The 11039-nt window shown below is 58.4% G+C and carries 13 protein-coding genes; 6 read left to right on the forward strand and 7 right to left on the reverse strand.

The window, feature by feature from the left end; all coding sequences use genetic code 11:
- Positions 1 to 33 precede the first annotated feature (33 nt).
- Complete coding sequence (locus ABD837_RS17455) at positions 34 to 648, reverse strand: fumarylacetoacetate hydrolase family protein (protein ID WP_345057028.1); 615 nt, start codon at positions 646 to 648, stop codon at positions 34 to 36.
- A gap of 221 nt (positions 649 to 869) precedes the next feature.
- Here ABD837_RS17455 and ABD837_RS17460 point away from each other — a divergent pair, with 221 nt between their 5' ends.
- The gene (locus tag ABD837_RS17460) at positions 870 to 1667 is read left to right on the forward strand and encodes a M48 family metallopeptidase (RefSeq protein ID WP_345057029.1); all 798 of its coding nucleotides are present in this window, start codon (positions 870 to 872) and stop codon (positions 1665 to 1667) included.
- A 95-nt stretch (positions 1668 to 1762) separates the two neighbouring features.
- Positions 1763 to 2323: a ubiquitin carboxyl-terminal hydrolase family protein gene (locus tag ABD837_RS17465; protein WP_345057030.1), complete on the forward strand. Its 561-nt coding sequence runs from the start codon at positions 1763 to 1765 to the stop codon at positions 2321 to 2323.
- Between the two features lie 141 nt (positions 2324 to 2464).
- Here the strand turns inward: ABD837_RS17465 and ABD837_RS17470 are convergent, their stop codons facing one another.
- From ABD837_RS17470 to ABD837_RS17480, 3 genes are all read right to left on the reverse strand, one after another.
- Entirely contained in the window at positions 2465 to 2830 is a 366-nt protein-coding gene (locus ABD837_RS17470; RefSeq protein ID WP_345057031.1) for a hypothetical protein, read from the reverse strand.
- Between the two features lie 110 nt (positions 2831 to 2940).
- Positions 2941 to 3111: a hypothetical protein gene (locus ABD837_RS17475; RefSeq protein ID WP_345057033.1), complete on the reverse strand. Its 171-nt coding sequence runs from the start codon at positions 3109 to 3111 to the stop codon at positions 2941 to 2943.
- 104 nt (positions 3112 to 3215) lie between these two features.
- Positions 3216 to 4610: a UDP-N-acetylmuramate--L-alanine ligase gene (locus ABD837_RS17480; RefSeq protein ID WP_345057035.1), complete on the reverse strand. Its 1395-nt coding sequence runs from the start codon at positions 4608 to 4610 to the stop codon at positions 3216 to 3218.
- Positions 4611 to 5000: 390 nt separating this feature from the next.
- On the opposite strand from ABD837_RS17480, the gene dnaB reads away from it, so the two are divergent.
- The 3 genes from dnaB to ABD837_RS17495 all read left to right on the forward strand — a co-directional run bounded on the left by dnaB (position 5001) and on the right by ABD837_RS17495 (position 7258).
- Positions 5001 to 6533 (forward strand): replicative DNA helicase, encoded by a 1533-nt coding sequence (gene dnaB / locus ABD837_RS17485; protein ID WP_345057049.1) that lies wholly within the window; start codon positions 5001 to 5003, stop codon positions 6531 to 6533.
- Between the two features lie 18 nt (positions 6534 to 6551).
- On the forward strand, positions 6552 to 6980 hold the full coding sequence (locus tag ABD837_RS17490; protein WP_345057037.1) for a hypothetical protein: 429 nt from the start codon (positions 6552 to 6554) through the stop codon (positions 6978 to 6980).
- A gap of 119 nt (positions 6981 to 7099) precedes the next feature.
- Positions 7100 to 7258: a hypothetical protein gene (locus ABD837_RS17495; RefSeq protein WP_345057039.1), complete on the forward strand. Its 159-nt coding sequence runs from the start codon at positions 7100 to 7102 to the stop codon at positions 7256 to 7258.
- Positions 7259 to 7290: 32 nt separating this feature from the next.
- On the opposite strand, the gene ABD837_RS17500 is transcribed toward ABD837_RS17495, so the two are convergent.
- A complete protein-coding gene (locus ABD837_RS17500) occupies positions 7291 to 8037 on the reverse strand; it encodes an SIMPL domain-containing protein (RefSeq protein ID WP_345057041.1) in 747 nt (248 codons plus the stop codon).
- 103 nt (positions 8038 to 8140) lie between these two features.
- On the opposite strand from ABD837_RS17500, the gene ABD837_RS17505 reads away from it, so the two are divergent.
- The gene (locus ABD837_RS17505) at positions 8141 to 8914 is read left to right on the forward strand and encodes a sulfite exporter TauE/SafE family protein (RefSeq protein WP_345057043.1); all 774 of its coding nucleotides are present in this window, start codon (positions 8141 to 8143) and stop codon (positions 8912 to 8914) included.
- Between the two features lie 38 nt (positions 8915 to 8952).
- Here the strand turns inward: ABD837_RS17505 and ABD837_RS17510 are convergent, their stop codons facing one another.
- Complete coding sequence (locus tag ABD837_RS17510; RefSeq protein ID WP_345057045.1) at positions 8953 to 10236, reverse strand: PepSY-associated TM helix domain-containing protein; 1284 nt, start codon at positions 10234 to 10236, stop codon at positions 8953 to 8955.
- An 8-nt stretch (positions 10237 to 10244) separates the two neighbouring features.
- Positions 10245 to 11003 (reverse strand): TonB-dependent siderophore receptor, encoded by a 759-nt coding sequence (locus tag ABD837_RS17515; protein WP_345057047.1) that lies wholly within the window; start codon positions 11001 to 11003, stop codon positions 10245 to 10247.
- Between the last annotated feature and the right edge of the window lie 36 nt (positions 11004 to 11039).

Here is an 11039-nt window from a genome sequence, read left to right on the forward strand (position 1 = left end):
ACGTTCTACTATTTAAAATCAGTTTCTACTCTCCTACCGCACGTTCAGCTCCAGCAATTTCTCTCCCTCCAGGTAGCCCGTCAGCTGGTCGCCCATTTTCACGGGGCCCACGCCGGCGGGCGTGCCGGTAAAAATCAAGTCGCCCATCTTCAGCGAGATGTACTTCGACACGAAGCTGATGATTTTGGCAAACGGGTGCAGCATCAGGCTGGAGTTGCCGGTCTGGCGGGTTTCGCCGTTCACGTCAAGGCGGAAGTTGATGTTGGCCAGGTCGGCGAAGTCGGCAACGGGCTTGAATGTGGGCGAAATCGGGGCCGAGCCGTCGAAGGCCTTGGCCAGTTCCCAGGGCAGGCCTTTCTTCTTGAGCTCGGATTGCAGGTCACGGGCCGTGAAATCAATCCCGAGGCCAATGGCATCGAAGTAGGTGTGGGCAAAGGGCTCGTCGATGTGGCGGCCGTTTTTGCTCACGCGCAGCACCAACTCCAGCTCGTGGTGAATGTCCTGCGAGAACTCGGGGATGAAAAACGGCTGGCCGCGTTGCAGCAGCGCAGTTTCGGGCTTGAGGAAGATGACGGGGGCCGAGGGCACCTCGTTGTGCAGCTCAGCAATGTGGTCTGCATAGTTGCGGCCGATGCAAATAATTTTCATGGGGCAGGAACGGGTTAACAATGGCCCGGCAGTGAGAAATCAAAACTACGGCCCGGCGCCGGCTTGCGGACATGCTGGGCGGCTTTTTTCGGCTCTTCGCCGGCCCGGGGCCAAACATTTTCCCGCCCTGCTGCCGTATAGACAGCACCGGCGGCCTGCGCCAGGGCCTATGCGCCAGGGCGTGGCTCCGGCGCTTTCCTCCACACTTTGCTTCAGTCCTCATGTTCAAAAAAATCACGCTCATCGCAAGCCTGGCTCTGCTGGGAGCCTGCACCACGGTGCCCATCACGGGGCGCCGCCAGCTCAGCCTCGTGAGCGATTCCGAAATTAACGCCCTGGCAGCCACGCAGTACCGCACCGTTATTGCCAAAGGCCCGCTTTCCAACAACTCGCAGCAAGTAGCCATGGTCCGTAGTGTTGGCCAGCGCATTCAGGCGGCTGTGGAACGGTATTTCCAGCAGCAAAACGCCGCCGACCAGCTCGCCGGCTACCAGTGGGAATTCAACGTAATTCAGGACGACAAGCAGCAGAACGCTTGGTGCATGCCCGGCGGCAAAGTGGCCGTGTACACCGGCATCCTGCCCATTACGCAGGACGAAAACGGCCTGGCCGTGGTGATGTCGCACGAAATCGCCCACGCCGTGGCCAAGCACGGTTCCGAGCGCATGAGCCAGGGCCTCGTGCAGCAGCTGGGCGGCCAGGCCCTTTCGGCCGCTCTCTCGACCAACGCGCCCGCCACGCAGGAGCTGGCGCTGCAGGCCTTTGGCGTGGGCTCGCAAATAGGGCTGTTGAAATATGGCCGCAACCAAGAATCGGAAGCCGACCACCTCGGCCTGATTTTCATGGCGATGGCCGGCTACAACCCCGACGGGGCTATTACGTTCTGGCAGCGCATGGATGCCCGCGAAAACCAGGCTTCACCGCCCGAATTTCTCTCGACTCACCCCAGCAACGGCACCCGCATCGCCGACATTCAGCGCGAATTGCCCGAGGCACGTAAGTATTATACCGCCCGCTGATTCTCCTTGTTTGTCATCCGGAGCATTCTGCTTCAATCGCAGAATACTCCGGATGGCAACTGGCAAAAATAACCAACCATTCACCTTATTCTGCCATGAAGTTTATTCCTCGATTACTTGGCCTGGGCCTATTAAGCCTGTTGGTGCTGCTGCTGACCATGTCGTGTGAATCGATGAAGCCCTCAGCCAACGAATACGGCACCCCCAACCGCCTCAAAGGTGCCACCATTGAAGCACCCGAGAGCCGGCGAATCGTGCATTTTACCGACAGCAGCACCGAATACGTGACGCCCCGCAGCGAGCTGGCCCGCGCTTTCATCCGGCAGTTCCACGATGGTACCGTTATCGACAAGGTTCAGGTGCGCAAGGCCCCAACCGAAGGCGGCACTGCTCCTGCCTACTACGTTATCGGGATGGGCCTGCGCAACGGCCAGTTCCGGGCCATGGCCCTGCCCCTGAACACGGGCGGCGACAACACCTACTACCTGCGCCCCAACGCCGAGCGCTACACCATCACGGGCAGCAACTGCCCGCTGTGCTTCTTCAACTTCGAAAACGGCCGCATCGTGGGTACTACCTGCGGCGAGCGCATCAGCGGCGCCACCTGCGACTTGAAAGTGGAAAGCAACAACACCCTTTTTTCCCGGGCCCGATGAAGACGCGCAACAAATGGCTGCTACGGGCCGCGCTCACTGCCCTGGCCCTGCTCATCACCACCGACAAGAAGCGCTCAACAAAACCACCTGAACCAAAAAAGCCCGCTGAGTAGCGGGCTTTTTTTAATATGTTTATTCATCCTAAAACTCGTCCAAATCAATTTTTGCAACGAGAGTTCTTGTATCAAAAACACCGGCAATTCTAACAGGAATAATTCTTGAAATTCCAACTTTCTCCAGAACGCCGCCGGGAGAAGGAATTGTCAAATTAATGATAAAGCATTTTTCAAATTTAATGAAGTGGTCCCAGCACTTAATGATTCCTTCTCCTACTGCGCCCGGTGCAGGCATGTTTTTTGACCAACCAAACCCAGCTTCATAGATTTCAACGGTTGCACTGGTAACTTTTTTGTAACCATCAACACTCAAGGCATCTGCCTTAGGAATCGATTCACGCCAAGCAAGTTCAACGATGAAATCATGGATGGCGATATCTCCTATCTCCATTCTGATATCAACTATTTTGTCGTAGCCTGGTTTTTTGTCATTAAAGATTTTTTCAGTTTCTAGACGACGTAGGTAGGGCGTGGAAAGGGTTGTTTTAGGAAAGGAAAAGTTTATTTATTTTTAATCGAATCTGTTCGAACACTGTCCGCAGGAAAGGAAGAAGTGCTGACAACGTGCGTTTTCAGCACACGGGGCTTGGCTAGATATGTAGTCAGCGTAGCAAATATTAAATAAGCTACAAACAGTGCCAGGAATACCCACAAGCCTGTTTTTAATTTCATAAGTAAAAAGGAAGAGTGAAATGATTGAAGATGCAAGAGTGAATACTTAAAAAACCTAATATTTCTATCGGCATTGGCAGTTATATGTTATCATCTCGTCAAAATTAGCCTGCTATAACATTAGCCAGCTCAGCCAAATCCAGCCCATCAAACGTGCCCGACGACATGAGCAGTAGGTTAGCATTGGCCCAGGCCTGCTCGCGCAGAAAGGCGGCCAGCTCGACGCTGTCGGTAATCACCTTGATGTCGGGACGCTGAAAGGCATCGGCTACGGTAGCGGCGGCCAGCGGCGGCAGGCGCTTGTGCTCCAGCACGTGGGGGTTGAAGTACACCACCGCCACGTCGGGCGCATCGAAGCAGTGCGCGTACTGCGGCAGAAACGCCGGGTTCAGGCTGCTGAAGGTATGCAGCTCCAGGCAAGCCACTAAGTGGCGCTGCGGAAACTGCTTTTTCAGGGCAGTGGCTGTGGCTTTGAGCTTGCTGGGGGCGTGGGCAAAATCCTTGTACACCACCGAGGTCGCGCCTTCGCGCACCAACTCCAGGCGCCGCGCCGCGCCGGGGAACGTGGCCACCGCCCGAAAGAAGTCCTTGCCCTTGATGCCCAGCTGCTTGCACACCTCCTTGGCCGCCGAAATGTTGCGCAGGTTGTGCTCGCCAAACACCTGCACGGGCACTTCCTCGTCCTTCTTGTTGAGCAGGTAGGTGCGCCCGTCGCGGATGACGTGCTCGTGCGGACCGTAGCCAATGTAGGTGACGTCGGGGCTGGTGGGCACGCTCACCAGCTGCACCTGCTCGTCGTCGCGGTCGTAGATGAGTACGCCGGCCTTGGGCGTCATATCAGCGAAAATACGAAACTGCTCGCGGTAGATTTCCTCGGTCGGAAACACGTTGATGTGGTCCCAGCTGATGCCCGAAATCACCCCAATGTGGTGCTGGTAGAGGTGGAACTTGGGCCGCCGGTCGACCGGCGACGACAGGTACTCGTCGCCTTCGATGATGATAATCGGCGCATCCTCGGTCAGCTGCACCATCAAATCGAAACCGGCCAGCTGGGCCCCTACCGCGTAGTCGAACTTACGGCCGTGGTAGCGCAGCACGTGCAGAATGCAGGCCGTGATGCTGGTTTTGCCGTGCGACCCGCCGATGACGATGCGCTGCTTGTCGCGGCTGGCCTCGTAGATGTACTCCGGGAAAGAATAGATTTTCAGGCCGAGCTCCTGGGCGCGCAGCAACTCGGGGTTATCTGGCCGGGCGTGCATGCCCACGATGACGGCGTCAAGGCTAGACGTGATGCGGGCCGGGTCCCAGCCCTCCTGCTCGGGCAGCAGCCCGGCGGCAGCCAGACGGCCCTTGGCAGGCTCAAAAATTTCGTCGTCGGAGCCCGTCACCTGGGCACCGCGGCGGTGCAGGGCCAACGCCAGGTTGTGCATGATGCTGCCGCCCACCGCAATGAGGTGGATGGCTTCGGGGTGCGGGGCGGAGCTAGGGGCGGATTCCAAATTGGTGTGGTTGTTAGGTGCTCGCTGTCAGTTATCGGGATGGAACTTCGGGTGGGGCCGTTCGAAAATCACCAGCAATTAACCGCCGCCTGACAACGAACAACGAGTAACTGACAACTAGGAAGAAAGGGCCGCGAAAGTACAAAGGTCCGGCCGCCGCCGCCATTGCCGGCCCAAAAGAATCGGGGGCGCAAGCCAATCTTTTCTCCGCTGCCGGGGTTAGCTTTGTGTATATCGTGGCCGGCCCGGGTTTATTTCCGGGGCCGGCCTTGTTGCCCCCTGCTATCCGTTACCTTTAGCCAGCCACCCTCCCCTATGCCCGACCAGATGGACGACCGCCTGAAACAATCCGCTGCCCGCGCTAAGGCAGCCTGGAATAATCGGGGCGGTATGGTGGTTCCTCAAAACGCCAGCGCGGCCGGCAAGCTGCCGCCCCAGGCCCCCGAGCTCGAAATGGCCGTGCTCGGCGCCCTGATGCTGGAGAAAGATGCCCTCACCTCGGTGATTGACCTGCTCAAGCCCGAGAGCTTTTACAAGGACGCGCACCAGCGCATCTATAAGGCCGTAATCCGGCTGTTTGATAAGTCGGAGCCCATCGACCAGCTCACCGTGGTGCACGAGCTGCGCGAGATGGGCGAGCTCGAAGCCGCCGGCGGCCCCTTCTACGTGGCCAACCTCACCCTCAAGGTGAACTCGGCTGCCAACGTCGAATACCACGCCCGCATCATCACCGAAACCGCCATCAAGCGCGAGCTGATTCGGATTTCGAGCGAAATCCAGCGCGATGCCTTCGAAGATACCACCGACGTATTCAAGCTGCTCGACGACACCGAGTCAGCCCTGTTCGAGGTTTCTGAATCGAACATCCGCAAGAACTTCGACGACATGCGCAGCCTGATGGGCAAAGCCATCAAGGAGCTCGAAGAAAAGAAGAACCAGGCCGACGGCCTCACCGGCGTACCCACCGGCTTCACCGCGCTGGACCGCGTTACCAGCGGTTGGCAACCATCTGACCTAGTGATTATTGCAGCTCGGCCAGGCATGGGCAAAACGGCTTTTGTGGTATCGGCCATGCGCAACGCGGCAGTCGATTTCAAGAAAGCGGTGGCGATTTTCTCGTTGGAAATGTCCTCGCTGCAGCTCGTCAATCGTCTGATTTCGGCGGAGGCAGAGCTGGACTCTGAGAAAATCAAGAAAGGCAGTCTCGCCGACCACGAGTGGCAGCAGCTCAACCACAAAATCACGGCCCTCTCAGCTGCCCCAATTTACATTGACGATACGCCGGGTCTGAGCATCCGCGAACTGCGCACCAAGTGCCGCCGCCTGCGTTCGCAGAAGGACGTGCAGATGATTATCGTCGACTATCTGCAGCTGATGAGTGGCAACACCGACGGCCGCGGTGGCAACCGCGAGCAGGAAATTGCTAGTATCTCGCGGGCTCTAAAAGGCATTGCCAAGGAGCTGAACGTGCCCGTGCTGGCCCTGTCACAGCTTTCGCGCTCGGTAGAAACCCGGGGCGGCGACAAGAAGCCCCAGCTGAGCGACCTGCGTGAATCGGGCTCCATCGAGCAGGATGCCGACATGGTTATCTTCCTGTACCGCCCCGAGTACTACGGCCTCGACCAGGACGCCGAGGGCAACTCGACCCAGGGCGTGGGCGAAGTCATCATTGCCAAGCACCGGAACGGCTCGCTCGAAACCGTGCAGCTCAAGTTCATCGGCAAGTTCACCAAGTTCGCCGACCTCGACGGCGTAGGCGGCGGCTTCGACAGCGGCTACCAGCCCATGGCCCTGCCCGCCAGCAATTTCGATAGCGAGCCGAGCAGCTTTGCCCCGAATACCATCCGGCTGGGCTCGAAGATTAACGAGTCGCCAGTGCCCTTTCCGAAAAGTAACAGCTTCGGTGAGGAGCCGCCGTTCTAAACTGTACTTCTAAACTGTGTGGAACAATCCTCAGCCGCTATCCCTGCTCTTTACTCGTCGCGTGCTATTCGCGGCTTTTCTATAGTATTCAGCGCCATTGCGGGGGGTATTATGCTTGCGCAGAACTTTCGGCATGTTGGCCAGCCTAAAGCAGCGCGCGTCTCCCTGTGGGGCGGCATCGGCTATACGGTGCTCATGGTCTGGCTCACCTCTTTCCTGCCAGCTCGTATGGGTGGCAACAGCATTGGGCTCATCATCGGTTTGGTCGGAGGGTATGGGCTGAATGCCTATTTTGAACAAAACCTCCCGAACAAGGACGCTTTTCCAGCAAAAAGTATCCGTAAGCCACTGCTGATTTGTCTGTTAATCGCCTTACCAATAGCTGCTTTTATCGTTTACGTAATTGTAATTGGCGCTGAAGCAGCAGGTGAGCACTCTGCATATTAATTCGCTGCTGAACGCTCCATTATTAGCAGCATGACGGCCACGCTTCCACTGCTTTGCTTTTTCGCTTTTCTGGCGGGGTTTATTGATGCCATGGTAGGCGGAACCCCATTTTGCTAGTCATGCTGGTGCGATGGGGCTGGAAGCATATGCCGGAGTTTCTGCTCAACCGCGAAGGCCACCCGGCCAAGAGTATTCGCAAGACGCTGCTCATTTGCCTGGCCATCTTCGTTCCACTGGTTGCAGTGATAATTTATGCGATTGTTTTTGCCGATAAATAAGCAGCCTCGTTTCAGGTGTTTTTAAGCCCCGGCTACAGCGACCGGTCCGTAGCACCAACCAGGCTACTACTCCAGCGCCGAGGTAAGCCGGCAAGTGCTGCGGAAGCGTAGCAGTTCGGGGCTGGTTTTGAAGCCGCGCCCCCGAAGCCTTTGCTGTAAAGCTCAATATTGGCCCGCGGCGAGCCCCAACTGTCCCTTTCGTCGCTCTCGGGGCTGGACGCATCGCTGGCTTCGAGTACGGCACCGCGCTTCACGTGCAGAGCAGCACACATTTTATCGGCGGTGCGGGCGGCATCGGTCAGGGCCAGGGCATCGGCTTCGCGTCGCAGGCTGTCGGCGCGGCTGTGGCCGTACTCCAAATCTTTGATGCGGCTGATGCGGGTGGCCAGCAGCTCTTCGAGGTAGGGCGCAAGGCGGCGCAGGTCGTTGAGGCGCACGGTTACCGACTGCGCCGACTTGAAGCCAGTAAATACTTCCTTGCCCCGCACGTAGTCGAACTCTTTGTTGGAAGAAGTGCTGCTTACGCGCACATCGTTGGCTCCGGGGGCGTAGCGCTTGGACAAAGCCAGCACCTGGTCGACCACCGTTTCAACTTCCACCACCGCATCCTTCAGTTTGGGACGGGTGAATTCGGTGTCGACGGTGAGTTCGGCATAGTCGGGGTACACGGCCACGCTGCCATAGCCCAGGCTGCGCACCTGGCGCGGGGGCTGTGCCGGCCCCCAGGCCTGACACGAACCGAGGGTAATCGAGGCGGCGAGAAAGAAGTAGTTGCGCATAAATAGCAATTGGGGTTTGGATGAAGCTTCACCAACGGCAAAACGTACTGCATATTGCCATTACACACCTTCGTTGCCCGGGCCTCATCCTTACCTTCGCGCCATGATGGCTACGCTCCCACTGCTTTGCTTTTTCGCCTTTCTGGCCGGGTTTATCGATGCAATGGTGGGCGGCGGCGGCCTCATTCAGCTGCCTGCCATGCTGCTGCTGCTGCCCAAAGGCACGCCGGTACCCACGGTGTTGGGCACCGGCAAAGTGGCCAGTTTGGCGGGCACGTCGGCCTCGGCATTTCGCTACTTGCGGGGGCTAACGGACGTGCCCATTCGCTGGCGCACGGTGGCGATGGCGGCCGTGGTGGCCGGGTGCTTTGCGTTGCTGGGGGCCCGCGCCGTGAGCGGCCTCAACAAAGACTTGGTGAAACCACTGGTGCTGGCCCTGTTGGTACTGATGGCCGCCTACACTTTCTGGCGCAAGGACTTTGGCAGCCTGCACGCGCCGCGCCTGCAAGGCCGCCGCGAGTTGTGGACGGGCATAGCCTTAGGAGCCAGCCTCGGGTTCTACGACGGTTTTTTTGGGCCGGGCACGGGCAGCTTGCTGCTGTTTGCCTTCGTGGGCTTGTTTGGCTACGATTTCCTGGCAGCCTCGGCTTCAGCCAAAGTGGTGAATGTGGCGACTAACATTGCTGGGCTGGCCTATTTCGTTTCCACGGGCCAGGTCCTCTACCACGTAGCGTTGCCCATGGCGGTGTGCAACGTGCTGGGCTCCACGCTGGGGGCCCGCATGGCCATGCGCCAGGGTACTGGCTTCGTGCGGGTGCTGTTTCTGGTAGTCGTCAGCGCGTTTATTTTGAAGCTGGGCTGGGAGACATTCGCCTAGAAAAGCATACTTCCTGTGGCACCGTTCCGGTGTTCAAGCTAGGCCGCTTGCAGGTGTTCCTTCCGGCGGTTTTTGCGGCGGCGGTTCAGCCACATAATGGTGCCGGTGATGGGAAACGTTGCTCCAAGCAAACCAATTACCAACGCCAGCAGCTTGGTGGGCCAGCCGCCAATAGCGCCCGTATGGACCGGCTTGAACAACCCGCGAATGCGCTGGCCGACTGGCCGCTGGGCATACGTCTGGCTGCCAATAACCTGGCCCGAATACTGGTCCAGATACACTTCGTCGGTGGCGTTTTCGGTTACGGCGCCGTGGCGTAGCACGGCCACCCGAATACTGCCGGTGGGCTCTTTGGGTAGTTGCACCGTGTAGGTTTCGGCATTGGGCGCCTGCTGGCGGGCCAGAACCAGCACGGCATCGGCCGTGAGCGGGGCGGCGCCGGCGGCGGGAGCAGCCGAGGTGGGCGGCTCGGGCCGCTTCAGGGGCGAGTGGGTGAGCTTGTTGATGCCCTCCCCTACCCAATCGAACGACATGCCCACGCCGGTGAGCGCCATGATGAACAGAAACAACGAGGCGTAGAAGCCCAGCGAGATGTGAAAATCGTGGTTCAGGCGCTTCCAGCTGCTGCCCCACTTCACCTGCAGGCGCGGTGCGAGGGCTTTGCGGGCGGTGGGCCACCACAGCACCAGCCCGGTACCTAGGATGAACAGAAATATGGTGGCATTCACGCCCATCACTAGCTTGCCCACGGGGCCGGCCACCAAGCCGCGGTGCAGCATCTCCACGGTTTTGAAGAAGTTGTCACGCGGGTTCAGTTCGCCAGTGACGGCCGCGGTGTACGGGTTTACGAATACGCGCAGGCCACCGCCTTCGCTTTTGCCCTTACCACCTTTGCCGGGAGCCTTGGCCTTGCCAGCGCCGGGCACACGACCAGCAGTGCCTTCTGGTGCTTTGCCTGACATGACAGCACGGCTATCAGCCCGCTTGCGCTCCTGGCCCTTGCCACCTTCAGTACCGCTTTTGCCGCCTTTTTCGCCGCCGGCCAGACTTACTTCCACCGTGCGCGTGGGGTCGGCGTAGAGCTTGAAGCTGCTGATTTTGGCTGTAGGCTTTTTGGCCTTCACGGCCTCGGCTAATTGCGCCAATGGTAGGCGGGGCGTAGCCGCCGGGGCCACGAAATAGCGTGCCGGGTACCACGTGTGTTCCAGTTCCTGCTCGAAGGCCAGCACGCAGCCCGTGAGGCAGACAAACACGATAAGCAGCCCGGTACCCAGGCCCAGCCAGAGGTGAATGGTGCGAAAAAGGAACTTGGTCGGGCTCATGATGGGTATTACAGCTTGTAGCTCAGCGTAGCAGAGAAATTGCGGGGAGCAATGGGGTTGATGCTATTGTCGTCGTGCGCGTTGTAAGTCAGCTCGTTGAGCAGGTTGGCCAGTTTTACGCGGACCGAAACCCGCTCGTAGGCATAGCCCAGCGAGGCATCGAAGAGGACGTAATTGGGCAGGGAAATCACTTTAAATGCGTCGGCGATGGGGTTATTATTGGCATCAACCCAGGGCTTGCCAGTGGCAGGATTCAGGTTGCGGCTATTGCGGCCCGCGAGGCGGTCGCCCACATAGTAGGCGGAAACTCCGGCGCTCAGGCCACGCAGGTAGTTATTGTTGGCAAACACGTTGCCGAAGGTGTAATACAAGCTGCCGTTGGCTGTGTGGGCGGGGTTGTAGCGCAAGCGGCTGCCATTCTGGTAAATGTTGCTTTTGGTGTAAGCCGTGTTGTTGTAGCTGTAGCCGGCAATAAGCGAAATGCCATTGATGGGGCGGCTCTGCACGTCTACCTCCACGCCTTTGCTGGTGACCTGACCGGCCAATTCCTGGGCAGCTGGGCGGTTTAAGTCGTAGCGCGGGTCGGTAGGCAAGATGGTTTGGGCCTGGTTGCTGTTGATAATCTGGTAAGCCGTCACGTTGGCCGACAATGCCCCTTTGAACAACTCGTTCTTGATGCCTGCTTCGTATTGGTCAATGATGGACGGAGCCAGCGTCTTGCCTTGCAAATCGATGCCGCTAAGTAGGTCGGATGAATTAGTTTTCACTAAAGGGGGAGAATTGAATGCGGAGTTGTTTGCCGA

The organism is Hymenobacter glaciei, from assembly GCF_039539585.1.
GTDB lineage: Bacteria > Bacteroidota > Bacteroidia > Cytophagales > Hymenobacteraceae > Hymenobacter > Hymenobacter glaciei.

What these genes read in the sequence shown, in the direction of transcription:
- ABD837_RS17460 (WP_345057029.1), top strand. Translation starts at nt 870, where the DNA reads ATGTTCAAAAAAATCACGCTCATCGCAAGCCTGGCTCTGCTGGGAGCC.
- ABD837_RS17470 (WP_345057031.1), bottom strand. Translation starts at nt 2,830, where the DNA reads ATGGAGATAGGAGATATCGCCATCCATGATTTCATCGTTGAACTTGCT.
- ABD837_RS17455 (WP_345057028.1), bottom strand. Translation starts at nt 648, where the DNA reads ATGAAAATTATTTGCATCGGCCGCAACTATGCAGACCACATTGCTGAG.
- ABD837_RS17465 (WP_345057030.1), top strand. Translation starts at nt 1,763, where the DNA reads ATGAAGTTTATTCCTCGATTACTTGGCCTGGGCCTATTAAGCCTGTTG.
- ABD837_RS17495 (WP_345057039.1), top strand. Translation starts at nt 7,100, where the DNA reads ATGCTGGTGCGATGGGGCTGGAAGCATATGCCGGAGTTTCTGCTCAAC.
- ABD837_RS17500 (WP_345057041.1), bottom strand. Translation starts at nt 8,037, where the DNA reads ATGCGCAACTACTTCTTTCTCGCCGCCTCGATTACCCTCGGTTCGTGT.
- dnaB (WP_345057049.1), top strand. Translation starts at nt 5,001, where the DNA reads ATGGTGGTTCCTCAAAACGCCAGCGCGGCCGGCAAGCTGCCGCCCCAG.
- ABD837_RS17475 (WP_345057033.1), bottom strand. Translation starts at nt 3,111, where the DNA reads ATGAAATTAAAAACAGGCTTGTGGGTATTCCTGGCACTGTTTGTAGCT.
- ABD837_RS17505 (WP_345057043.1), top strand. Translation starts at nt 8,141, where the DNA reads ATGATGGCTACGCTCCCACTGCTTTGCTTTTTCGCCTTTCTGGCCGGG.
- ABD837_RS17510 (WP_345057045.1), bottom strand. Translation starts at nt 10,236, where the DNA reads ATGAGCCCGACCAAGTTCCTTTTTCGCACCATTCACCTCTGGCTGGGC.